The following is a 22,880-nucleotide window of genomic DNA, read 5'->3' on the forward strand; positions in this document are numbered from 1 at the left end:
CTCACCATCCGCCGCTGAAGAGCGCCAGCAGCCCCGCCTCCGGGTCGGCCGCGTTCGTCGTATTAGCCACGGCCACAACGATTACGCCCAGCATCAACAACGTGGCGAGCGCACCGTATGCCCCCAGGACGTGCTTGGTACGACGTTCGGCTGTCTTCGCGAATCTCATCCACAACACCACACTCAGCCCGAGGAAGGCGACCGCCAGAACACCAGCCTCCATGGCCATCGCCACGTGATACCGCGCAAAGCCCCCGACCATTGTCTCGAGAGCAGGTGTACTCGGCCCACCCGTACTCAACTGCTCCCGAACCTGATCGAGCGTGTCGTTCGGCCCACCTTCCCCGGTCAACATCGGAAAAAGTGAAGCAAAGGGCGCCACCGCCCCCTGAACATTGGCAATCACCAACACCAATGAGACGAGCCCGCCCGCCGTAGCCCCCACCCCGCCCATCGCGCGCACTCCGCCACCAACCCGCAGAAACCCCTTCCACAGCAAAACCCCAAGCGCGACAAGCGCAATCACCAACCCGGCCGCGAACACCGCCTTGACCGAGTGATACCGGAACCAGTAATCGACAACCGCCGCCAAATCCGGCGTGAACTCCGACCCACCAGCACCCCAGTACTCGACGAACGCCGCCCGAAAGCCCTCACGCAACGCCTCCTCATCGGCGAAGCCCCCGCCCACCAACGCCCGCGGACCGACAACAAACCCAACGCCGAGCACCACGGCACAGGCGACGAGCACGGCCGGCGCGCCCCTGGAAGCCCCGGCCCGCGCGGACGCGGCAGAACGATCGACAGACACGCCCTCACCGTAGCCAACCCCGCTGCGGCGGAACATCATCCGAGAACCTTGGCCTCTTACGCCACGCGAGGCCTCACCTCGACTACGAGGTCGGCGTCCAAAGCGGAGGCCAGCCGTTCGAGAACTTGAAGGCTCGGGACGGTCCCGCCCGCCTCGAATCGTGCGACTGCGGACTGGGTCATACCAGCTGCATCGGCCAGAATGGACTGGCTCCACCCCCGCTGTTCGCGCATCTGCCGGATCGTCCGGCCGAGTTCATAGGCCAAACGAGCCGCCTCGTACGCCTCCTTGGCACCGGGTTCACGCATACGACGGTCCCGGATCTCCCCCCAGTCACTACGTTCAGACATCGCTCTCGTCCTCCTCGGCTGTGTGCTGTTCCGCAACGCACCGCTGCAGCGCTAGGCGCGCACGCCTGACTTCTGCACGCTCCCGCATTTTGGTCTTCGCGAAGACCGTCATCAGGATGATGCGCCGACCCGGTGCGATCCAGTAGGTCACGCGGACAGACTGCCCTTCGAGATGGAACCGCAGCTCGCGCAACTTTCCGTCGAGCTGGAGTGTGTAAGGCTCGCCGAGCAGTGGTCCGTTGGCAGCCAGATTGGTGATCTATGCAGTTTCTGCATAACTCGTTTTGGATTGTCCGGTGCGGGTGAGCGGCTAGTCCCAGTCCGGAACTCCGAAGAGTGCCAGGGTGATTTGGACGAGGTGGGGGGTGAGCGTGGGGAGGGCGGGGGCGCCGGGGCCTTGGAGGCAGTCGCGGATGCGGTCGTCGATGGCGCCGATGAGAGCGTCGAAGATTTCGGGGGGGATTTCGGCGGGGATGTCGCCGGTGTCGCGGCCGATGCGGAAGGCGGCCTGCATGCGCTGGGCCAGCCGGGCTTTCATCTGGCGGCGCTTTTCGGCGACGGCGGGGCCGGCGGCGAGGGCTTCGATGTGCAGGGCGTGGGCGCAGAAGACGTTGTCGGCCAGGGCCTTCAGGTATTCGGCGAGGGTGGTGCGGATCAGGGCGCGCCAGTCCGCGGGCGGGGTGGTGGCGATGCTGGCGTCGAGCACCTCGATCACCAGGTCGACGGCTTGGCCGAAAGCGGCGAGGAAGCAGTCGTCGCGGTCGCGGAACTGCTGGTAGAAGGTGCGGCGGGAGACGTTGGCGCGGGCGACGATAGTGGCGACGGTGGTGGCGTTGTAGCCGCGTTCGGCGACGACTTCGAGGACGCCGATGTACATCCGCATCCGCTGGGAGTGGATGACGTCGCCGGGCGCGAGGCCGTGCGTGCCGCGCGGCAGGCGGGCCCGGTCGAAGCCTGATTCCAATCCCATAGCGCGAGCATAGATCCCGTACCAGTTGTGAGCTGAACCACAGAATCCGGAAATGCCGTGACCGGCGGCTGTCTCAGATAGATCATGGGTACGCCAATGTTTATAACTCGGACGGTGCCTGTCCGGGGAAGAAGGGGTGTTGCATGATCGGGAGAGTTCGCCGCGGCCTGGCCCGCGCCGGCATTGCCACCATGGCAGTGGCGCTGACGACGCTGTGGGTGACCCCGGCTCAGGTATCGGCCGAGACTGCACCCGACGGCGGCGCACTGGCCCAGACATGGCTCGCCGCGCACGATGGCCCGGCCAAATATCCGGGCCGCTACCCGGGTGAGGTGTTCATCGACTTCGATGTGCCGATCACCATGAGCGACGGAACCGTCTTGAAGGCCAACATCTATCGGCCCGTCGACGCCACCGGCCAGCCGGTGAACACGCCGCTGCCGACCGTCCTGAACATGACGCCGTATACGAAATTCGCGTCCTGGCTGGCGGATGTGGCGCTCTCGGTGCCGTGGCTGTCCGACGCGCTGGTCCAGCTGATCGGCGATGCCGACCTCACCGGCACCCCGCTCGAATCGATCACCGACATCACCAAGGCGCTCGGCGGCGGCGCGGCCCGGAGCTTCGGCGTGGACCGCAAGCTGATCCAGCAGGGCTACACCCAGATCGTGGTCGACGTCCGCGGTACCGGATATTCGCAGGGGGCGTGGCAGTTCTTCCAGTCCCGCGAAACCCAGGACACCGTAGAGATGATCGACTGGGCGTCCAAGCAGGCTTGGTCGGACGGCAATGTCGGGATGACCGGTATCTCCTACTCCGGCATCAACCAGTACATGGTGGCCGCGCAGAACCCGCCAGCGCTGAAGGCGATCTTCCCGGTCGAGGGCAGCACCGACAAGATCGACGATGTGGCCGCGCCCGGCGGCGGGCTCGGGCTCTTCGCGCCGGTGTACATCGCCCTGGTCGACATCATTCAGAACATCCCGGACCCGGTCGGCGTGCTGCTCGGTCACCACGACCTGAAGTGGCTACTCGACCGTGTCGCAACACCTTTCGAGTTTTTCGACTACATCCTGATGGCTTTCTCGCCGTCGGTGGACGCGCTCCCGGAACCGCTGCGCAAGGCCCTCGAACCGGGCAGCGAGCTGCGGGACGCGTTCGGTGACAGTCATCCGGAGAACATCCAGGTCCCGACCTTCGCCTACGGCGGCTGGCAGGACATCTTCTCCTCGTCCAGCGCAATGACTTTCGACCGGATTCCGCTGCCCGCCGAGCAGAAGAAACTGATCATGGGCAACACGTACCACATGAATCCGTCCTCGGGAATGGGCCGGCCGTCCGCGCCACCGCGGCTGGATGTCCTGCAGATGGCCTGGTTCGACAAGTGGCTCAAAGGCATCGACAACGGCATCGAGCAGTACGGTCCGGTGGTGCTGTGGCAGCAGGGCGGCGGCTGGATCACCACCGACCGATACCCGCACAGCAGCAACACCATCGACTACCAGCGCATGTATCTGACACCGGAACGCAGCGGCACCGCGAACAGCGTGTACGACGGATCCTTGGCGGCCGACCCCTCGGATGCCCATGCCCGGCTGACTGTTTCACCCCTGACCGGCATCACGTCACTGTGCTCGCGCGACGCGGCCGTCGAATCCGCCGGAGCCCTCTCGGTGCTGCCGTTCTGCGCCAAGGACGATCGCATCCACGAACTCGGCGGCCTCACCTTCACCAGCGCGCCGGTCTCGGAGCCGACCACCCTCTCCGGCCCGATCAACGTCCACTTGAACACCGCCTACGACACCAGCGAAGGCTATTGGGCGGTCACCGTGAACGACGTTGCACCGAACGGGGTTTCGACGGTCCTGTCCAGCGGACAGCTCACCGCGTCCCTGCGCGCGGTCGACGAGGCCAAAAGCAAGCGCGACGCCGACGGTGACTACACCGAAACCAGCTACCTGCTGACCCTGGACACCAGGCAACCCCTGGTCCCCGGCGCGCCGACCGTCATCGACATCGGCGTCAACCCGATCGAAGCCGTTCTGCAACCGGGCCACCGCCTGCGCATCGACGTCTACGCCAGCAACTTCCCCCGCGGTGTGCTGCTGCCCCCACTGTGGCTGGAAAACAGCCTGTCCAACCAGCATGTACTCCTCGACCCCGCTGAGCCGAGCTTCGTCAACCTGCCACTGAGCCGCCCACTGTCCTGACCGAACGCTCCCGCTGGAGCTGGAACCGCTCGCCCCAGTAGCCTCGGACCTGCTGTTCGCAGGAGGGGAAAATCGAATGGAATCCATTAGCGGTGCGCACGATCTGGTGGTCGCGCGCTATCACGAATCGCTCGACTGGGTGCTGGATGTGCCCGATGCCTTTCGGGTGCACATCTATGACAAGGGCGCGGGACCGGTCTCCAAGGCGGTACGCGAGCGGGCGGAAACCTTTGTGTTGCTGCGCAATGCCGGGCGTGAGTCGGATACCTATCTGACTCACATGCTCGAATACGGGCCGGGTGCAGGGGAGTTCACTGTGTTCACGCAGGGCGATCCGTTCGAGCACAGCCCGGACTTCCTGCAGCTGCTGGCCCGGCACGCGGACTGGTCCGATGTGCAAGCGCTGGCGTGGTGCTGGAAGGAGCAAATCGGGTATCCGCCGGCGACCCTGCTCACCCCCGAACGGTCCATCCTGCCGGGTCTGCGTGTGCGCCCGGAGCTGTTCTCGCTCAATACCTTTCAACCGTTGGAGTGGGTCGACAGCGGGGCCGAGGGGATCGGCCGGGGGTACCGGGAGCTGCACCGGTTACCCGAAGGCGTCAACATGTGCGCGCATTTTCTCGACATGTGCGAGTTACCGGATATCGCCGAACTCGCCGAGCAGCACATGACTGGAACACACAGTTACGGAGCCATTTTCGCCGCCCGCAGCCACCTGATCGAAAAGGTGCCCAGCCGCGCACTCGAACGCCTGCGACAGGCGGCATTCGGCGCCTCCGTGCACGGCTACTTCTGTGAACGCCTGTGGCTGCACATCTTCGGCGAGAGCTTCCGGGTCCCGTTGCGACTGCCCGGGGCGGATTGAGAGCGCGGGGCGGGCAGCAAGCAAGCCGGGCCGCGACCGGCGGGTACAGCACCGGTCGCGGCCTGAGCGCTCTTATCGGAGCAGCAGTTCTTACTGGAACCGAAGTACGACATCTCCGAGAACCGGGGCGTCGTCACGTTCGACGACCGACGCCGCCATGACCAATTCGCCTTCGCCACGCCAGATTCGGGTGCGGATGGTCTCACCCGGGTACAGCACACCGGCGAACCGGGCCCGGAAGCTCTGTACCCGAGCGGCATCCGAATCCAGCACCGTGTCGGTGGCGGTCTTCAGCACCAGGCCGTAGGTGCACAGGCCATGCAGGATCGGGTTGGGAAAACCTGCGGCACGGGCGAATTCGGGATCGGAGTGCAGCGGGTTGCGGTCGCCGCACATGCGGTAAAGCAGCGCCTGTTGCGGCAGGGTGGGGGTCAGTACATCGAAATCCGGTGCCCGGTCCGGGAGTTCGGCTTTGACGCTGGGTCCGCGGTCGCCGCCGAAGCCGCCTTCGCCCTTGGCGAAGATGGACGAGCGTGCGGTCCACAGGGGTTCGCCGTCCGAGCCGGTGACGACATCCTCGCGCCAGACCACCGCGTTCGAACCCTTGTCCCAGATGTCGGTGACGCGGCCGGCCGTGGTCGCCTTGCCCGCGGCCGGGATCGGGCGGTGCACGGTGATTTCCTGCGAACCGTGCACCACCTTCGCCAGATCGATGTCGACGCCGGTGAACTGCACCTTCGGCGGATCGGTCTCGTGGAAGCTGGGCGCGACCGTCGCGAACGAGGGCAGCACCTGTGGGTTCTGGTCGTGCAGGTACCGCAGTTCGGCGGGCTCGGTCCAGCGGTTGCCCGCGCCGAGAGCCAGGTTGTAGTGCTGGACATCGGTGGCTGACCAGGCGAATTCGCGGCCGGGGATCTCCGCGCCGAGCGCGGCGTTCAGATCAATAGGCATCAGGTACTCCTTGGGGATGCTTGGGGATAATCCTGCGCGGGATCAGGCCTGCTTGCGCTCGACGATGTCCTTGACGGCAAGGTAACCGAAGGTGATCGCGGGGCCGATGGTCGCGCCGGGACCGGCGTAGGTGTGACCCATCACCGGCGAGGAGCAGTTACCGGAGGCGTACAGGCCTTCGATGACCGTCTTGTCCTCGCGCAGCACGCGCCCGGCGGTATCGGTGATCAGACCACCCTTGGTGCCCAGGTCACCCGGCACGATCTTGGCCGCGTAGAACGGCCCCTGCACCAGCGCCGCCAGGCACGGGTTCGGCTTCACGGTCGGGTCGCCGTAGTACCGGTCGTAGTGGCTGTTGCCGCGACCGAAGTCCTCGTCCTTGCCGGTCGCGGCGAAACCGTTGAACCGCTCGACGGTCGAGTCGAGGTTTTCCGCCGGTACGCCGATCTTGGCGGCCAGTTCCTCGAGCGTGTCCGCCTTGACGATGTAGTCGTTTTCCATCCACCGGGACGGAATCCGCTGGCCCGGCTGTAGCCCGGCGAATATGTACCGGTTGCGGTAGCGCTGGTCGAACACCAGCCAGGCGGGAATGTTCTCGCCCGGCCCCGCACCCTGCCCGTATTCGCCGCCGTACATGGTGTGTACAGCCTCGACGTAAGGAGCGGACTCATTACCGAATCGCTTGCCGTCGGCGTTGACCATGATGGTGCCGGGCAGGTTGCGCTCGGCCAGGGCGAACCACGGCTTGCCGCCCTTGAAGATGGTCGGCCCCCACCACGCGTCCTCCATGAAGTCGACCGAACCGCCGGCTTCCATGCCCGCGACGATCCCGTCGCCGGTGTTCGCGGTCGCGCCCGTGGTCCACTCGGTGGTGATCGGCTGACGCTGGTACTTGGTGCGCATTTCGGCGTTGTGCTCGAAACCGCCACTGCCGAGGACGACGCCGTAGCGCGCGGTGAAGGTGACGGTCTCGCCGTCCTGGGTGGCCTCGACGCCGGTGACGGCGCCGTTCTCCATGATCAGCTTGGTCATCGGAGTGTTCAGCAGCACCGGAACATTCGCGTCCAGGAGCCCCTTGCGCATGGCGGCGATGATGGCCTGGCCCATGCCGAGGATGTGCTTGCCGGTCCACTTGGCCAGGTAGGTGCGCGCGCCGACCCGCAGGGCGCGGGCAATGCCCTTGGGGTGCCGCTTGATCAGATTCAGGCGAACGAAATCGGCCTGCATCACAACAACATTCAGCGGCGCCTTGGCGTACGGCGGTTCCAGGTTCGCGAGTTCTTTTCCAAGGACCTTGGCGTTGAACGGCTTCGGCTCGGAGGAACGTCCTTCGGCCAGACCGCCCGGGGCCTCCGGGTAGTAGTCGGAGTAGCCCGGAACCCACTTCATCTTCAGCGGCGAGTGGTCCAGGACGAAGTCGAAAGCCTCTGCGCCACGGTCGATATAGGTATCGATGCGCTCCTTGGGCACCACATCGCCGATGATGCTGTGCAGGTAGGTGCGTGCCGCTTCGCGATCGTCGGGACGGCCCGAGGCCTTGAGCGCCTTGTTGCCGGGAATCCACACGCCGCCGCCGGAGCGGGCAGTGGACCCGCCGTAGTGCGCGGCCTTCTCGATGATCACCACTTTGAGCCCGTGGTGCGCGGCGGTGAGCGCGGCGGTCATGCCGGCAGCCCCGCTGCCGACCACCACGACGTCGTATTCCCGATCAGTCATGTAGAACACGTTATAGAATGAACGCGCCTTTGGTCTATGTTGAGTGGCAGAAGACCTACTTGGCGTACCACTTGCCGAGAAACTCGTTTCAGTTTCAGATCCGGAGCTCAGTACATGGAATGGGACCTAACCGCCGACGTCGTTGTCGTCGGATACGGAGCCGCGGGTGCGGCTGCCGCGCTGGAAGCCACGGCCGCGGGCGCGCAGGTGCTCGTGCTGGAGCGCTTCGCCGGTGGCGGGGCCTCCTCCATCTCCGGCGGCATCATCTACGCCGGTGGCGGCACCTCGGTGCAGCAGGCGGGCAATGTCAGCGACACCCCCGAACAGATGCTCGCGTACCTGGAGCGCGAGGTCGGCGACGCCGTGAAGCCGGACACGCTGCGGCGCTTCGTGGACGAGAGCCCGGCGATGATCGAATGGCTGAAGGGTCACGGGGTGCCGTTCGAGGCATCGCTGTGCCCGTACAAGACCTCGTATCCGAACGACAGCTACTACCTCTACTACTCGGGCAGCGAGGTGTCGGGTTTCGGGCGCGAGGTCGCCGAACCCGCACAGCGTGGGCATCGGGTCAAGGGTAAGGGCATTTCGGGCCGCATGCTCACCGGACCGCTCGCGGCGTCGGCCTCCCGGCGCGGGGTGCGAGTGGAAACCCTCACGCAGGTCACCTCATTGATCACCGACGACAACGGGGCCGTGATCGGCGCCGAATGCCGGACGCTGCGCGACGCACCCGGCTCGATCCGCGAGCGGTACACCAGGCTGGCGAAGATGGCGGCCAACCCCGGTATCTACTACCCGCCGCTGCGCAAGATGCTGGAGCGGCGGATGGCCCGGCTGGCCGCTCGGTACAGCACGACCATCCGGGTGCAGGCGCGCCGCGGTGTCGTGGTGAGCGCCGGAGGATTCATCGCCAACCGCGCGATGGTGGCCGAGCACGGACCACAGTTCCGCAACGGCCTGTGCCTGGGTACCACCGGTGACGACGGCAGCGGTATCCAGATGGCGCGCCAGGCCGGCGCCGCCACCGACCGGATGGGCAATATCTCGGCGTGGCGATTCATCCTGCCGCCCAGCGCTTTCACCGGTTCGGTGCTCGTCGATACCAAGGGGCGCCGCGTCATCGACGAAACCCGCTACGGTGCGGCGGTCGGGCACAAGCTGATCGCCGACCATGACGGCAAGGGCTGGCTGCTCGTCGACGACATCCTCATGCGCACCGCCATCGCGCAGATCGGCAGCCAGGGCACCTGGTTCCAGCGCGCCCAGTTCGAAATGATGCGGCGGGGCGCGGTGCGGGAGAACAGCATCGAGGCGGCCGCACTCAAAGCCGGTATCGATCCGGCCGGGCTGCGGGCGACGGTGAACGAGCACAACGCCGCGATCGCCGAGGGTCGCCCGGACCCGGTGGGCAAACCGGCCGAATTCGCCAAATCCGTACGTAGCGGGCCGTTCTGGTTGTTGGATGTGGGCATCAAGCCCAGCCTCACCAACCCGTGCCCGATGCTCACCCTCGGCGGCGTCGTCGTCGACGAGGACTCCGGCGCGGTGAAATCCGAAGCCGGACACGATATTCCGGGCCTTTACGCGGCGGGACGCACCGCCGTCGGCATCTGCTCGGACTCCTACGTCAGTGGCCTGTCCCTGGCCGACTGCATCTTCTCCGGCCGGCGCGCAGGCGCGCACGCGGCCGCTTCATCCACAGCGGAAGGAAACTAGCGTGCTGTCCGATGCGGTACGAATCCAACTGGCCGACGAACTCGAAGTCGCCGAACGCGATCGGGTCGCCATCGATCCGCTGGTGTCCCGGCACTCCGAGATCGACGTGGTCGACTCCTACGAGATCCAGCTGATCAATATCCGGCGCAAGCTGGCGGGCGGCGCGAAGGTGATCGGGCACAAGGTCGGTCTGTCCTCGCTGGCCATGCAGCAGATGATGGGTGTGGACGAACCCGACTACGGTCACCTCCTCGACAACATGGAGGTGTTCGAGGACAAGCCGGTCGAAGCTGGCAGCTACCTGTTCCCGCGGGTCGAGGTCGAGGTCGGGTTCGTGCTCGGCGCGGATCTGCCCGGCGAAGACTGCACGGAGGCGGACGTGCTGGCCGCCACCGTCGCCTACGCGCCCGCCATCGAGCTGATCGACTCCCGGATCAAGGACTGGAAAATCGGTCTCTGCGACACGATTTCGGACAACGCGTCCTCCGCCGGTTGGGTGCTCGGCCCGGAACGGGTGGCGCCCGAGGACATCGACATCAAGGCTATCGACGCGGTGCTCACCAAGAACGGCGCGGTCGTCGCCGAGGGCCGCAGCGACGCGGTGCTCGGCGATCCCGTCATCGCGGTGGCCTGGCTGGCCCGCAAGGTCGCCTCCTTCGGGGTTCGTTTGAAGGCCGGCGACATCGTGCTGCCGGGTTCCTGCACCCGCGCCATCGACGCCCACCCGGGCGACAGCTTCCATGCCGAGTTCGCCGGACTCGGTTCCGTCCGTCTGCGTTTCATCTGACACCGACCACACCGAGTAGGAGAAAGTCGTGACTGCCAACAAAGTCACCGCGGCCATCGTCGGCTCCGGCAACATCAGCACCGACCTGCTGTACAAGCTGCTGCGTTCGGAGCACATCGAGCCGCGCTGGATGATCGGTATCGACCCGGATTCCGAGGGGCTGAAGCGGGCTCGCGGACTGGGTCTGGAGACCTCCGCCGACGGGGCGGACTGGCTGCTGGCGCTGCCGGAGAAGCCGGACCTGCTGTTCGAGGCCACCTCCGCCTACGTGCATCGCGCGTACGCGCCGAAGTACGAAGCCGCCGGTATCCGCGCCGTCGACCTGACCCCCGCGGCGGTCGGCCCGGCCGTGATCCCGCCGGTCAACCTGAAATCGCTGGCCGACGCGCCGAACGTCAACATGATCACCTGTGGTGGCCAGGCGACGATCCCCATGGTCGCGGCCGTATCTCGCGTTGTCCCAGTGGAATACGCCGAGATCGTGGCGTCGGTGTCCTCGGTGTCGGCCGGGCCCGGTACCCGCGCGAACATCGACGAATTCACCAAGACCACCTCCAAAGGGGTGGAGACCATCGGCGGCGCCAAGCGCGGCAAGGCCATCATCATCCTGAACCCGGCCGAACCGCCGATGATCATGCGCGACACCATCTTCTGCGCGATCCCCGAGGACGCCGACCGCGACGCCATCACCGAATCCATTCACAACATGGAGAAGTCGATCCAGGAGTACGTGCCCGGCTACCGGCTCTTGAACGAACCGCAGTTCGACGACCCGTCGCTGGTTTCCGGTGGCATGGCGAAGGTTTCGATCTTCGTCGAGGTCGAAGGCGCGGGCGATTTCCTGCCGCCCTACGCGGGCAATCTCGACATCATGACCGCCGCGGCCACCCGCGTCGGCGAAGTACTCGCCAATCAAATCATTTCCGCTCGGGTGTAAGGAGTTTCACCAATGACCGATGTGCTGAAGCCCTACTCGGGCGAGCTCGATGTACGCGTCACCGACACCTCGCTGCGGGACGGATCTCACCACAAGCGCCACCAGTTCACCGTGCAGGAGGTGCGTGACATCGTCACCGCCCTCGACGCGTCCGGTGTTCCGGTCATCGAGGTCACCCACGGTGACGGCCTCGGTGGTTCCTCGTTCAACTACGGGTTCTCCAAAACCCCGGAGCAGGAACTGATCAAGGCCGCCGCGGAGTCGGCCAAGCAGGCCAAGATCGCCTTCCTCATGCTGCCCGGCGTCGGCGTCAAGGAAGACATCAAGATCTCCCAGGACAACGGCGGCTCCATCTGCCGCATCGCCACCCACTGCACCGAAGCCGACGTCTCCATCCAGCACTTCGGCCTGGCCCGCGAACTAGGCTTGGAAACCGTCGGCTTCCTGATGATGGCGCACAGCACCACCCCCGAGAACCTCGCCAAGCAGGCCCGCATCATGGCCGACGCGGGCTGCCAGTGCGTCTACGTCGTCGACTCCGCCGGCGCGCTCGTGCTCGAGCAGGTCACCGACCGCGTCGCCGCCCTCGTCGCCGAACTCGGCGATGACGCCCAGGTCGGCTTCCACGGCCACGAGAACCTCGGCCTCGCCGTCGCCAACTCGGTCTACGCGGTCCGCGCCGGCGCCACCCAAATCGACGGCAGCGCACGCCGTTTCGGCGCGGGCGCCGGCAACCTCCCGGTCGAAGCCTTCATCGGTGTCTGCGACAAACTCGGCATCAAAACCGGCGTCGACTTCTTCGCCGTCACCGACGCCGCCGAAGACGTCGTCCGCCCCGCCATGCCCTCGGAATGCCTCCTCGACCGCCAAGCCCTGATGATGGGCTACGCGGGCGTCTACTCCTCATTCCTCCGCCACGCCGAACGCCAAGCCGAACGCTACGGAGTGTCCGCCGCCGAAATGCTCGTCCGCGCCGGCCAGCGCAAACTCGTCGGCGGCCAGGAAGACCAGCTCATCGACATCGCCCTGGAACTCCAGCGCGAAAAGGCATCGGCCTGACCCTGATTCGAGTTTTCGAGCGAGCACCTCGGGTAGCGAGTGGACACCGCTACCCGGGGTGCTCGCTCGTTCCCGGACTACTGTCGAACAGGGGTGGGCTGGAGGAGGACTTGATGGGCGCGTTACTGGCTGGACGCCGGTCGATGAGAGCAGCGCTGGTCTTCGCCACGGCGGCCGTTCTCTCGAGCTGTCAGACACCCGACGACATAACTCCGGAGTCGCCTGTCGCGACCTGCGACGGCACCATGGCGACCGGCCCGCAGATGATTACCGACCCAGCCTTGTATGCGTTCATGTCTGATTTTCGGCTGCGAAGCGACGCGCAGATCGCCTCCGGGGGATCAACGATTTCCACCTACAGCCCGCACCACGTCGCACTATCGCTCGACCTCTGCCTCTCCGGCTCACCCGGCCTGGATGGCCTGATCTCAGTCGCGACCGAGATCGCCCACGCACTCAAACAACACGACCTCGGTTCCCGCACCAGCGCGCTGTCGATCGCCTATGTAGGCCCGAACCTGTCCAGCCGCCTGGAAGTTCGCGATGCCAATTTCCATCTCCACCCCTGGAACGGAACCCCGTCGCCCGCCGAAGAAGCGCGATTCTGGGAAGTAGTCCCGACCACTCCGAACTAATCGGTGCGCTCCGCGGCGGAGACCGAGGTGGGACTTATCCAGCGGCCGTCGGCTTTGGCTTTCTCGATGGCGGCGAAGCCGGCGGGTTGCATGCGGCCTGCGGCGATGAGGGTTTCGGCTTTGGCGATGTTGATGGCGGACCAGGGGCTGTGGGGGCGGCGGGGGGAGTAGCGCTGGAGGTAGTAGTCGGGGGAGTGGGTGCGGCGGATGCTGTCGATCCAGCCGTAACACAGTGCGCCGTCGAGGGTTTCGGTGATGGTGGGGGAATGTTCGGGGGAGTTCTTCTTGGCGATCAGGATCCAGACGTCAGGGGCGGTGGCGTGGTGGGCGGCGAGCCAGGATTCCCATTCGGTGGCGTCGGTGCAGGTGAGGACGGGGGTGCCGTTGAGCTGTTCCATGAGACCAGCATGGCGGGTTAAGTGCTCAACAATTGAGCACTTTTTGACGGCGGTAGGTTCGGGTGGTGGATATGGGTATGGATACCGTCGAGAAGATCAGAGTGATTGTCGCCGAGCAGAGTGGGCGTCCACTGGGCGACATCGGGCCGTACAGCGATCTGATGACGGATCTCGGGTTGGATTCGCTGCAGATCGTGGAGATCTTCGTGCAGGTCGAGGACGCCTGTGGAGTCCGGATTCCCGAAAAAGACACCGCCGGCTGGCGGACTGTCGGCGATATCGTCAATTACGTTGTAGCAAAGGTGAATTGATTCGGACGGCAAGAACGGCCGGGAGCGCTGCTCCCGGCCGTTCTGGTTACCGGCTCAGAGCCAGGTGTCGAGCGTGGTCGTGGTGAGGAAGTGCTCCAGGTCCGCGCGCCAGGGGGCGGGCGTGGTCTTCTCCGGTTCGATGGCCGTGTACTGGCCCCGGTAGAAGAGCAGGGGCCGGCCGGAGTCGGTGGACTCCGACAGGGCCTGCACCCGGCCGATCACGATGTAGTGATCACCGCCGTCGACGACACTGTCCACCGTGCACTGGATGGTGGCCAGCGAGTCGGCGAGCACCGGGACATCCAATTCGGATGTGTGCCAGGAGGTTCCGGCGAATTTGTCGGGTTCGCGCGAGCCGAACCGGGCGCAGACGGCCTGCTGTTCCTCGGCGAGGACGTTGACGCAGAACTTGCCCGCCTGTTCGATCGCCGCCCAGGACCGTGAAGTCTTGGTGGGGCAGAACAGGATCAGCGGCGGGTCCAGCGAGAGCGCGGCGAAAGATTGGCACGCGAAGCCGACCGGCGCCTTCTCCTCGTCGAAGGTGGTGATGACGGTGATACCGGTGCAGAACTGCCCCAGCACATTTCGGAACGCGCGGGCATCGATCGCCGGCACCTCCTCGGGTGCTGCCTCACTCATTGCTGTCGGGCCTGAATCGAGAAGTCGTGACCCCACAGGCTCACCGCCGTGGACTCCCGGGCGATCCAGGACAGATCGTCTTCGACTTCGAGTCCTTCGGTACCGAATTCGATATCGAATCCACCCGGCGTCTTCATGTAGAACGACAGCATCTTGTCGTTGATGTGCCGTCCGAGCGTGGCCGACATCTTCACCTTCTTGCGCAGCGCGCGATCCAGGCAGAGGCCGACATCGTCGGAGTTCTCCACCTCGACCATCAGGTGCACGATGCCGGTCGGGTTCGGCATGGGCAGGAACGCCAGCGAGTGGTGCCGCGGGTTGCAGCCGTAGAAGCGCAGCCAGGCCGGATCCCCGTCGGCCGGGCGGCCCACGAACTGCGGTGGCAGCCGCATCGAATCCCGCAGCCGGAAACCGAGGACGCCCTGGTAGAACTCCTGCGCCGCGGCATCATCGGTGCAGGTCAGCACGACATGGCCGAGGCCCTGCTCGGCGGTGACGAACCTGTGGCCGTAAGGGCTGACGAACCGCTTGGCGACGTACTGCGCACCGTAGAACGCCTCGAGCACGTTGCCGGATGGATCCTCGAACCGGATCATGCCCTCGACGCGACGGTCGGTGAGCTCTTCCTTGGTGGCCTCTTTGAAGGCCACGCCGGCCTCGGACAGCCGCTCCCGAAGCTCTTGCAGCCCACCGGCATTGGTGACCTCCCAGCCGGACACCTGCAACCGGTCCTTTTCACCCGGCACGATCACCAGCCGGGCGGGGAACTCGTCCATACGCAGGTAGAGGGCGTTCGGGTCGGGACCCGGCGCCTCCATCATGCCGAGCACCTTCAGGCCGTACTCGCGCCAAGCCGCCATGTCGGTGGCCTCGATGCGCATGTAGCCGAGTGCACGAATGCTCATGATTACTTCTCCTTGCGGGATCCGGCGAGGAAATCGGTTGCGAGCCGGTTGAATTCGTCGAACTTTTCCAGCTGTGCCCAGTGGCCGCAACCACCGAACACGTGCAACTGCACCCGCGGGATCATCTTGGTCGCCACGATCGCGCCGTCCAGCGGATTGACCCGATCTTCCCGGCCCCAGATCAACAGCACCGGCTGACGCAGCTTGTACGCCTCGCGCCAGAGCATGCCGAGCTCGAAGTCCGGTCCGGAGAACGACTTACCCATCGCCCGGGTCGCCGCCAGCGACTCCGGGGTGCTCGCCGAGGCGAACCGCTCGTCGATGAGGGCCTCGGTGATCAGCGACTGGTCGAAGACCATGATCCGCAGGAACGCTTCCAGATTCGCCCGCGTCGGTTCGTAGTTGAACTTCGCCAGATGCTTGACGCCCTCGGTCGGGTCCGGCCCGAACACGTTGACGCTCAACCCGCCCGGGCCCATCAGCACCAGCTTGCCCGCGCGTTCCGGGTAATCCAGGGCGAACCGAACTGCCGCGCCGCCGCCGAGCGAATTGCCCAGCAGGTGTACGCGATCGGTGATCTGCAGGTGATCCAGCAGCTCCTTCAGCGCGGAGGCGCTGTGCGAGAAGTACTGCGGATGATCGACCGGCTTGTCGGACTGACCGAACCCGGGCTGATCCACGGCGATGACGTGATGGTTCTGCGCCAGCACCGGAATATTGCGCGCGAAGTTCGACCAGGACGACGCGCCCGGCCCGCCACCGTGCAGCAGCACGATCGTCGGCCCGTTGCCGGCGCCGGCCTCGTGGTAGTGCAGCCGCAGATCCGGCCGCACCTGCGCGAAGCGCGAAGTCGATTCGTAGGTTAGTTCCACCGTCGAAGTCACGAAATCCCCTCCTAGTACATGGTGTCGGTGATCGGCACGCCGAATTCGCCGGAGCCGAACATCGTGTAGGCGCGCTCGGGATCGTTGGCGGCGTGCACTCGTCCGGCGTGCGCGTCGCGCCAGAAGCGCTGCAGCGGAGTGCCGTTGGCCAGGGCGGTGGCGCCGGAGCTCTCGAACAGCTTGTCGATCGAGGCGATCGCCCGGCCGGTGGCGCGGACCTGATCGCGCCGGGCGGCCAGCCGCAGCTCGACCGGAATCTCCTCGCCCCGCAGCAGATAGGCGTATTCGTCGGCGACATTGCCCGACACCTGACGCCAGGCGGCGTCGATATCGCTGGAAGCCTCCGCGATCCGCACCTTGGCGAACGGGTCGTCCTTGGCCTTCTCGCCGGCGTAGGCGGCGCGTACCCGCTTGCCCTGGTGTTCGACGTGCGCGGCGTAGGCGCCGTAGGCCATACCGACGATCGGCGTGGTGATGGTGCTGGGATGGATTGTGCCCCAGGGCATCTTGTACAGCGGATCGGTGTTCTGTTCCAGGCCAGGCGATTTCAGTTCGTTCATCGTCCGGTAGCTGAGGAACCGGTGCTTGGGCACGAAGACATCTTCGACCACGAGGGTGTTGGAACCGGTGCCCTTGAGGCCCACCACATTCCACACGTCGTCGATGCGATATTCGCTGCGCGGGATGAGGAAGCTGCCGAAGTCGACCGGGCGGCCGTCCTTGATCACCGGTCCGCCGACGAAGGTCCAGTCGGCGTGGTCGGAGCCGGAAGACCAAGCCCAGCTACCACTTACGCGGTACCCCGAGCCGTCCTCGACGACGGTGCCCGCACCCATGGGCGCGTAGGAGGAGGAGATGCGGACCTCGGTGTCGTTGCCCCACACCTCTTCCTGGGTTTGCTGGCTGAACAGCGCCAGGTGCCAGTTGTGGATGCCGAGGATGCCCGCGACCCAGCCGGTGGAGCCGCACGCGCCGGCGATCTTGCGGACGGTGTCGTAGAAGATCACCGGGTCACAGGCGTAGCCGCCCCACTGTGTGGGCTGTACGAGCTTGAAGAACCCGGTGCCCTGCAGCGCCTTCATGGTTTCGTCGGGGATACGGCGCAGGTCCTCGGCCGCCTGGGCCTGCTCGCGCAGGAAGGGCAACAGTGCTTCGACCTTGTCGGTCACTTCTTGCGTCATCGTGGGACCTGCTCCTGCCTGGTCGGGTTGGTTACCGGTAGTCATTTGCCTCTGAGACTAGAACAGGTTCTTATTTCTGTCGAGAACAGGTGCCCGTAACCAGTGTGTCTCGAGTTCGCCCAGCAAGTGGACTCAATCGCTGGCGTGAACGGCGCTCGTTTTGTAACGTGTTCTAGTACAGAAGGAGGAGGAATCGCGATGGCAGTTACCCCCAAGGGGAGCGGTGGCAAGGTTCGAGAGCTCGATGTGGGCTCCACGCCTACCCGTTATGCGCGGGGTTGGCATTGCCTGGGCTTGGCCGAATCGTTCCGCGACGGCAAGCCGCATTCGGTTCAGGCCTTCGGCACCAAGCTCGTGATCTGGGCCGATAGCAAGGACGAACTGCACGTGCTGGACGGCTACTGCCGGCACATGGGTGGCGATCTGAGCATGGGCTCGATCAAGGGCGACGACATCGCCTGCCCGTTCCACGACTGGCGCTGGGGTGCCAACGGCAAATGCACGGCGATCCCCTACGGCAAGCGCGTCCCGCCGCTGGCCCGCACCCGGTCCTGGACCACGCTGGAGCGCAACGGCCAGCTGTTCGTCTGGCACGACGTCGAGGGCAACAAGCCGCAGGACGAAGTCACCATCCCCTACATCGACGGGGCCTACACCGACGCCGACGGCAACCCGAGCGAGCAGCTCGGCGAACGCTGGACCCCGTGGGTGTGGAACACGATGCTCATCGAGGGCGCCAACTGCCGCGAGATCATCGACAATGTGGTCGATATGGCGCACTTCTTCTACATCCACTACGCCTACCCGACCTTCTTCAAGAACGTCTTCGAGGGGCACATCGCCACCCAGTTCCTGGAGTCGAAGAACCGGCAGGACTACGGAACTCAGAAATACGGCGAGGTGCTGCTGGAATCGGTGGCGTCCTACTACGGCCCGTCCTGGATGCTCAACTCGCTGGTCAACAGTTACGGCGGGTTCGAAGTCAAGACGATGCTGATCAACTGCCACTATCCGGTCTCGCAGGATTCCTTCATGCTGCAGTGGGGTCTGACCGCGGAGCGCCCCGAGGGGCTCGACGAAGCGGGCGGCACCAAGCTGGCGGAAAAGATGATGGAAGGCATCAACGTCGGCTTCCTCGGCGACGTGGAGATCTGGAAGCACAAGTCCAAGGTCGAAAACCCGCTGCTCTGTGAGGAAGACGGCCCGGTCTATCAGCTGCGCCGCTGGTACGACCAGTTCTACGTGGACCTCGCCGACGTCAACCCGAAGTCCACGGACCGTTTCGAGTTCGAGGTCGACACCACCAAGGCGAATATCGCCTGGGAAGCCGAAGTCGCGGAGAATCTGAAGCGGCGGGCGGAAGAGGAAGCGGCCAAGGCCGATCAAGCGGAGGCGGGTGTCTGATGATCCGATGGGCTAAAGCACCGGACTTTGCCGACCAGCCGGCGCGGCGGGCCGAGGTGCAGGCCCAAACCGTGGTCGACAAACAGCGCTATCTCGAAAGCGGCATGACGCCGCTGAAGTGTCAGGCCTGTGCGAGCGAGGTTCTGGTGCGCAAATACTCCGCGCACCAGACCTCGGTCCAGTGGACCGGCGACCCCGCCGCCCGCTGCCCCGTGTTCGCGAAACTCAGTGCCGCGGGCAGTCAACCGGGCCGCCCGGACTCCTGCGGTGACCTGGAACGCACCATCCAGTGGGCGCTGGACGAGGGCGTGCTCGAAATCCAGGAGTGATCAGTCCATCCGGAAGTCGGCGAAGTCGAATCCGGGTGCGACAACACAACTCACGAGCACGTATTCCGCACCAGCCGGACGCGCGGCCTGACTGACTCCGCCCGGCACCACCGCCTGCAACACCTGGCCGCGCTCGACATCGGGACCGAGAACGATCTCCTCGCCCCCGATGTCGAGCACCAGCGGCCCACCTCGATGCCACAGCCACACTTCATCCGACCGCACGGTGTGCGGCGCGGATCGTTCGCCGGGCATCAGCAAGAAGTAGATCCCCGTGGCGGCAGCCCGCTTTCCCGCGTACCCGTCGGGCTCGAATTCCACGGCACTGCGCCAGGTTTCGCGAAACCACCCACCCTCAGGATGCGGCTCCAGATCGAGCGCTACGGCCAATGCCGGTCTATTGTCGGTCATTGTCCGATGATGCCGCACGCTCGGCGATTACGCGGAGCTGGCGCGGAGGGCGAACCAGCCGGTCGTGGGGTCGGCGTAGCCGTGGTAGAGGACGGGGATGCGCTGGTCTACGTCGAAGTGGCGGTAGACGGCGAGCATGGCCATGCGGACGGCGTGGTCTTGGAAGTCGTCGACGCGGCGGGGGCCGATGGGTTGTTCGGGGAGGGTGGCCAGGCGGGTCATTTCGTCGGCGTCGGTGGTGTCGAGGCCGATCGGTTCGGGGTCGTTGATCAGGTGATCGTGCAGGACGGCGCGGGTGCGGGCGGCGTCGGCCAGGGTGCCGGTGAAGGTGCGGAATTCGGCGCGGACGGAGCTGTTGGGGTCGACCTGGGATTGCATCAGCTGCGTGAGTTCGGAGGCCAGACGCGTTGTTCCGGCGGCCCTGACGGGGACTTGTTCCACGAGGTGCAGGATGCAGCCGCCCCGGACCAGTGGTTCGGGCGCCAGGAAGAGCGCCAGCGCCGGGTCCGGATACTCGCGGCAGGTCAGACAGACTTTGGTGTGCGTCGGATCAGCCATGGTGCCCTCCTTCGAGGGAGGCTTCGACCACTCGGCTGGACCAGGGAGCGGCCGCTGTCCTATCGGTGAAACCGGCCGTCGGGCGTGAGCCCGAGCGACCCGGGGTTGCCCTTGCAGTATAGGAGCGGGCGCACCCCGATGCGAGGGCCGCTCCCGTGCGACCCTCGCCCAGAGTTTCTCCGCGACGGTCGCGAGAGTTCGAATTCGAATTCGCAAAGCCTTCAAACGTGAATACGGCCGGGCTCCAAGACAATACCGACGCGCCGGAGCAAAACCGCCATTGATCGCGGTCTGGCGGCTGCTCGTGCGGTACCGTTCAGGCGCTGTCGGCCTGATGTCCGAAATGGTTCTCCGGTTTATCTGAAGTTCGTTCCGCTCGAGGTATTCCCACTGCGTAATGGATGCGAGGTTCCGTTGAGAATTGGCCCAGCTATCGGTATCGCGGCGATGACCGCCGCGGCCATCACCGTTGCCGCGGCACCCGCCTACGCGGTGCCGCCGATCACCGGCCCGGCGTCGATCGACTGTCCGCCACTGGAGGATTGGGGAAATCCCGCGGCCCCGATCCCGCCGCGTCCCGCGGAGTGCGGGGAGGACGACTGGGAGCTCCTGCCCGGAGTCCGGATGCGCAGCAGCGCTTACAACCGGGTGTCCACGATCTACGGCCCGGACGGCTCGGTCACCTTCGTCGGCAGCGAGCACTTCCAGGTGCGGGATCGCGCGGGCAACGTGCTGCTCGGCGAAAAGGGTCAGGACCTGCACCATGTGCCCTTCGGTCACGAGGTCCCGCCGCCGCTGCCGCAGGTGCTGCCGGAGGAGACGCCGCACGACCGGGCGGTGCGGGAGGGGTTGTCCCGGGTCCAGGTTTCGCCCCTTCCGGGCTGGGATTACACCGGTGATCTCTCGGACAACTCGGCATTCCTGAACACTCCGATGGGCAGCGTCACCGTGCAGGCCCCGGGAACCGGCCCGGATCCGGACCACCTCATGCCCGGGCCCGACGGTGAACGCCGCTGGCAGCCGATCAACAATTTCCAGGTGCTCGACGCGCAGGGTCGCTACATGCTGGGCAACACCCTCACCTTCGGTTCGCCGATGGCGATCTGGCCGAACGCGGCGGTGCCGTGCCCGCCCGGCACCGTGCCGGTTTCGCAGCTGACGAAGGAGAACGTCGAGGCCGCGCTGACGGCCGACGAGTTGCCGCCGCCGATCTGCCAGGTGCCCGCTACGGTGCCGCTCAGCGGCAACCAGGAGATCGACGACAATCCGGCGGTGCAGCGGCAGAAGGACATCAATGACGCCTACAGCGCCGTGGCCACCCAGTTCGGGTTGGCGGTCAGTATCGGCGGGCTCATCGGCGGCGCTGCCGGTCTGTCCATCGGCTGTCTGATCGGCCTCTTCGGCGGCGCGGGAGCGGGCAGCCTGTCCTCCATCCCGGGTATCGCGGTCGGCACGCTCGGTGGCTGCCTTGCCGGCGCCGCACTGCTCGGCACGATCGGCACTACGGCGGGCGCGCTCCTGCTCGGTATCCCGGTCGGAATCGCCTCGGGCATCAACGCTTACAACACCTTGAGGCTGCAGGGCGATGTGGCGAAGCGAGTCGCCGAGGGCGAGGTCGCGAAGGTGGTCACCGTCAGCGGTCTCTCCGAGCAGCTGACCCCGGTGTTCCCTTGGCTGGCCGAACAGCCGGGACAGACGGCGCAGACGCTCGAGCTGGCCGGGCCGCTGCCCGTGCTCTGACGCGTTAGCTCAACCCTGCGAGGGCCCGGTCGTGCGACCGGGCCTTCGACTATTTCCAGCCCAGCACCTTGACTGCGCCGCGCATTCCGGTCGACAGTGGAGCTGTGCGAACCATGGCGGAAGAACTCGACCAGGCGCCGGAGCGCGGTTTCGATCGGGTGGGTGCGGTCGAGCTGAAACTGTCCCGGATCGGCGCCGGGGACTTTCACGGCTCGATCGACGAAATCGCCCGCGCCGCTGCCCAAATCGGCGGCCAATACTTCCACGTGACCAACTCCCAGGGCGCTCGCATCACCGCGGACGTCTACCGCCGCGCGCCGCGCCCACCGCGCTGGCGCTGCCGGCGTCGCTGATCAGGAGAAGGGGCTGTGCGGGCGGTCCTGTAGTTCGCCGTCGAGGTAGATGTCGACCTTTTCGTTGTAGAAGCAGGCGAGGCCTTGGATCTTTTGGCTCTCCGGCACCGGGGTGCGATAGATCCACACGTAATCGGCGTATTCGTTGTCGTCGACGCGCACGTTCCAGTAGTCCGCGTTGCCTTTGTACGGGCAGCTGGAGTGGGTGTCGGAGTCTTGCAGAAGATCCATGCGGACATCGGTCAGCGGCAGGTAATACCGTGGCGGTAAGCCGGTTTCGAAGAGAATGCGCGGTGCACGGGAATCGGCGACGGTGACACCGTCGATTTCCACTCGGACATGGCGTGAGCTCGCCAGGATGTCGACCCGCGAATACGGATCGCGCGGGTGGACGTAGACCGGTTCGTCTTCCTCGAACCACTCGTCCATCGCATTCCACTCCAGCCGGACCATTTCGTTCAGGCCGGGCACCGGCGAATCGTGGTAGCGCAGTGCGGCATTCTCGGCGGTGATGCCGTTGACGACCACGTCGTATCCCGTACCCGTGCCGAGCGCGGGGGAGTGGTTCGCACCGCTGCTCGGCTCGAGTTTCGCGTGCAGGTCCACCGCGGGCAGGTAATAGGTCGGGTAATAAGGGTGCTCCCACACCAGCGCTGGCCGGCGGCTGTCGGCCACCAGATGGCCACCGAGATACACCCGGACCCGCTTGTGAATGTGCTCTATCTTCACGGCGCCAGTCGCATCGCTCATACCTCTCGAC

At 65.7% G+C, this 22,880-nt stretch carries 26 protein-coding genes; 12 read left to right on the plus strand and 14 right to left on the minus strand.

Annotation, left to right across the window (positions count from 1 at the left end; all coding sequences use genetic code 11):
- Window position 1: 1 nt before the first annotated feature.
- Genes IBX22_RS20005 through IBX22_RS20020 form a run of 4 tightly spaced genes read right to left on the minus strand, consistent with a single transcriptional unit; the run spans window position 2 to window position 2,131 of the window.
- Window positions 2–850 (minus strand): hypothetical protein, encoded by an 849-nt coding sequence (locus IBX22_RS20005; protein ID WP_228538886.1) that lies wholly within the window; start codon window positions 848–850, stop codon window positions 2–4.
- Between the two features lie 17 nt (window positions 851–867).
- Entirely contained in the window at window positions 868–1,161 is a 294-nt protein-coding gene (locus IBX22_RS20010; protein ID WP_194817044.1) for a helix-turn-helix transcriptional regulator, read from the minus strand.
- A complete protein-coding gene (locus IBX22_RS20015; protein WP_194817819.1) occupies window positions 1,154–1,420 on the minus strand; it encodes a type II toxin-antitoxin system RelE/ParE family toxin in 267 nt (88 codons plus the stop codon). The genes IBX22_RS20010 and IBX22_RS20015 overlap by 8 nt, the downstream gene beginning before the upstream one ends.
- Before the next feature lie 51 nt (window positions 1,421–1,471).
- The gene (locus tag IBX22_RS20020) at window positions 1,472–2,131 is read right to left on the minus strand and encodes a TetR/AcrR family transcriptional regulator (RefSeq protein WP_194817045.1); all 660 of its coding nucleotides are present in this window, start codon (window positions 2,129–2,131) and stop codon (window positions 1,472–1,474) included.
- Between the two features lie 143 nt (window positions 2,132–2,274).
- Here IBX22_RS20020 and IBX22_RS20025 point away from each other — a divergent pair, with 143 nt between their 5' ends.
- Both IBX22_RS20025 and IBX22_RS20030 read left to right on the plus strand, forming a co-directional pair.
- The gene (locus IBX22_RS20025) at window positions 2,275–4,341 is read left to right on the plus strand and encodes a CocE/NonD family hydrolase (protein WP_194817046.1); all 2,067 of its coding nucleotides are present in this window, start codon (window positions 2,275–2,277) and stop codon (window positions 4,339–4,341) included.
- A 76-nt stretch (window positions 4,342–4,417) separates the two neighbouring features.
- Complete coding sequence (locus IBX22_RS20030) at window positions 4,418–5,206, plus strand: hypothetical protein (RefSeq protein ID WP_194817047.1); 789 nt, start codon at window positions 4,418–4,420, stop codon at window positions 5,204–5,206.
- Between the two features lie 90 nt (window positions 5,207–5,296).
- Here IBX22_RS20030 and IBX22_RS20035 read toward each other — a convergent pair whose 3' ends face one another.
- Together IBX22_RS20035 and kstD are read right to left on the minus strand one after the other, a co-directional pair.
- Window positions 5,297–6,157 (minus strand): MaoC family dehydratase, encoded by an 861-nt coding sequence (locus tag IBX22_RS20035; RefSeq protein WP_194817048.1) that lies wholly within the window; start codon window positions 6,155–6,157, stop codon window positions 5,297–5,299.
- A 42-nt stretch (window positions 6,158–6,199) separates the two neighbouring features.
- Window positions 6,200–7,882, minus strand: a complete 1,683-nt coding sequence (gene kstD, locus IBX22_RS20040) for a 3-oxosteroid 1-dehydrogenase (RefSeq protein ID WP_194817049.1) — start codon at window positions 7,880–7,882, stop codon at window positions 6,200–6,202.
- A gap of 105 nt (window positions 7,883–7,987) precedes the next feature.
- Here kstD and IBX22_RS20045 point away from each other — a divergent pair, with 105 nt between their 5' ends.
- From IBX22_RS20045 to IBX22_RS20065, 5 genes are all read left to right on the plus strand, one after another.
- Window positions 7,988–9,589, plus strand: coding sequence for an FAD-binding protein (locus IBX22_RS20045; protein ID WP_194817050.1), 1,602 nt, complete (start codon window positions 7,988–7,990; stop codon window positions 9,587–9,589).
- A 1-nt stretch (window position 9,590) separates the two neighbouring features.
- Window positions 9,591–10,376 carry a 2-keto-4-pentenoate hydratase gene (locus IBX22_RS20050; RefSeq protein ID WP_194817051.1) on the plus strand — a complete coding sequence of 262 codons (786 nt, stop codon included), beginning with the start codon at window positions 9,591–9,593 and terminating at the stop codon, window positions 10,374–10,376.
- Window positions 10,377–10,404: 28 nt separating this feature from the next.
- Window positions 10,405–11,313 carry an acetaldehyde dehydrogenase (acetylating) gene (locus IBX22_RS20055; protein WP_194817052.1) on the plus strand — a complete coding sequence of 303 codons (909 nt, stop codon included), beginning with the start codon at window positions 10,405–10,407 and terminating at the stop codon, window positions 11,311–11,313.
- 12 nt (window positions 11,314–11,325) lie between these two features.
- Window positions 11,326–12,372, plus strand: a complete 1,047-nt coding sequence (dmpG, locus tag IBX22_RS20060) for a 4-hydroxy-2-oxovalerate aldolase (protein ID WP_194817053.1) — start codon at window positions 11,326–11,328, stop codon at window positions 12,370–12,372.
- A 113-nt stretch (window positions 12,373–12,485) separates the two neighbouring features.
- Window positions 12,486–13,007 carry a hypothetical protein gene (locus tag IBX22_RS20065; protein WP_194817054.1) on the plus strand — a complete coding sequence of 174 codons (522 nt, stop codon included), beginning with the start codon at window positions 12,486–12,488 and terminating at the stop codon, window positions 13,005–13,007.
- Here IBX22_RS20065 and IBX22_RS20070 read toward each other — a convergent pair.
- Window positions 13,004–13,405 carry a YdeI family protein gene (locus IBX22_RS20070; RefSeq protein WP_194817055.1) on the minus strand — a complete coding sequence of 134 codons (402 nt, stop codon included), beginning with the start codon at window positions 13,403–13,405 and terminating at the stop codon, window positions 13,004–13,006. The two genes, IBX22_RS20065 and IBX22_RS20070, sit on opposite strands and share 4 nt — an antisense overlap.
- 77 nt (window positions 13,406–13,482) lie before the next feature.
- Here IBX22_RS20070 and IBX22_RS20075 point away from each other — a divergent pair, with 77 nt between their 5' ends.
- Window positions 13,483–13,716 (plus strand): acyl carrier protein, encoded by a 234-nt coding sequence (locus IBX22_RS20075; protein WP_228538888.1) that lies wholly within the window; start codon window positions 13,483–13,485, stop codon window positions 13,714–13,716.
- A gap of 54 nt (window positions 13,717–13,770) precedes the next feature.
- On the opposite strand, the gene hsaB is transcribed toward IBX22_RS20075, so the two are convergent.
- The 4 genes from hsaB to hsaA are packed head-to-tail and all read right to left on the minus strand — an operon-like array spanning window position 13,771 to window position 17,325.
- Window positions 13,771–14,355: a 3-hydroxy-9,10-secoandrosta-1,3,5(10)-triene-9,17-dione monooxygenase reductase subunit gene (gene hsaB, locus IBX22_RS20080; RefSeq protein WP_194817057.1), complete on the minus strand. Its 585-nt coding sequence runs from the start codon at window positions 14,353–14,355 to the stop codon at window positions 13,771–13,773.
- Window positions 14,352–15,260 (minus strand): iron-dependent extradiol dioxygenase HsaC, encoded by a 909-nt coding sequence (gene hsaC, locus IBX22_RS20085; RefSeq protein WP_194817058.1) that lies wholly within the window; start codon window positions 15,258–15,260, stop codon window positions 14,352–14,354. The genes hsaB and hsaC overlap by 4 nt, the downstream gene beginning before the upstream one ends.
- A gap of 2 nt (window positions 15,261–15,262) precedes the next feature.
- On the minus strand, window positions 15,263–16,144 hold the full coding sequence (hsaD, locus tag IBX22_RS20090) for a 4,5:9,10-diseco-3-hydroxy-5,9,17-trioxoandrosta-1(10),2-diene-4-oate hydrolase (protein WP_194817059.1): 882 nt from the start codon (window positions 16,142–16,144) through the stop codon (window positions 15,263–15,265).
- 11 nt (window positions 16,145–16,155) lie between these two features.
- Window positions 16,156–17,325, minus strand: a complete 1,170-nt coding sequence (hsaA, locus tag IBX22_RS20095; RefSeq protein ID WP_194817060.1) for a 3-hydroxy-9,10-secoandrosta-1,3,5(10)-triene-9,17-dione monooxygenase oxygenase subunit — start codon at window positions 17,323–17,325, stop codon at window positions 16,156–16,158.
- Window positions 17,326–17,523: 198 nt separating this feature from the next.
- Between hsaA and IBX22_RS20100 the strand changes: the two genes are divergently transcribed.
- A complete protein-coding gene (locus tag IBX22_RS20100) occupies window positions 17,524–18,729 on the plus strand; it encodes a Rieske 2Fe-2S domain-containing protein (RefSeq protein WP_194817061.1) in 1,206 nt (401 codons plus the stop codon).
- Window positions 18,729–19,058: a hypothetical protein gene (locus IBX22_RS20105; RefSeq protein ID WP_194817062.1), complete on the plus strand. Its 330-nt coding sequence runs from the start codon at window positions 18,729–18,731 to the stop codon at window positions 19,056–19,058. The genes IBX22_RS20100 and IBX22_RS20105 overlap by 1 nt, the downstream gene beginning before the upstream one ends.
- Here the strand turns inward: IBX22_RS20105 and IBX22_RS20110 are convergent, their stop codons facing one another.
- Together IBX22_RS20110 and IBX22_RS20115 are read right to left on the minus strand one after the other, a co-directional pair.
- Complete coding sequence (locus tag IBX22_RS20110) at window positions 19,059–19,469, minus strand: cupin domain-containing protein (protein ID WP_194817063.1); 411 nt, start codon at window positions 19,467–19,469, stop codon at window positions 19,059–19,061.
- A 27-nt stretch (window positions 19,470–19,496) separates the two neighbouring features.
- Window positions 19,497–20,027, minus strand: coding sequence for a hypothetical protein (locus IBX22_RS20115; protein ID WP_194817064.1), 531 nt, complete (start codon window positions 20,025–20,027; stop codon window positions 19,497–19,499).
- A 414-nt stretch (window positions 20,028–20,441) separates the two neighbouring features.
- Here IBX22_RS20115 and IBX22_RS20120 point away from each other — a divergent pair, with 414 nt between their 5' ends.
- Window positions 20,442–21,767, plus strand: coding sequence for a hypothetical protein (locus tag IBX22_RS20120; protein WP_194817065.1), 1,326 nt, complete (start codon window positions 20,442–20,444; stop codon window positions 21,765–21,767).
- Between the two features lie 104 nt (window positions 21,768–21,871).
- Window positions 21,872–22,120, plus strand: a complete 249-nt coding sequence (locus IBX22_RS20125; protein WP_194817066.1) for a hypothetical protein — start codon at window positions 21,872–21,874, stop codon at window positions 22,118–22,120.
- Here the strand turns inward: IBX22_RS20125 and IBX22_RS20130 are convergent, their stop codons facing one another.
- Complete coding sequence (locus IBX22_RS20130) at window positions 22,121–22,870, minus strand: DUF427 domain-containing protein (protein ID WP_194817067.1); 750 nt, start codon at window positions 22,868–22,870, stop codon at window positions 22,121–22,123.
- Between the last annotated feature and the right edge of the window lie 10 nt (window positions 22,871–22,880).

The sequence above is a fragment of the Nocardia sp. XZ_19_385 genome, from assembly GCF_015355755.1.
Classification (GTDB): Bacteria; Actinomycetota; Actinomycetes; order Mycobacteriales; family Mycobacteriaceae; genus Nocardia.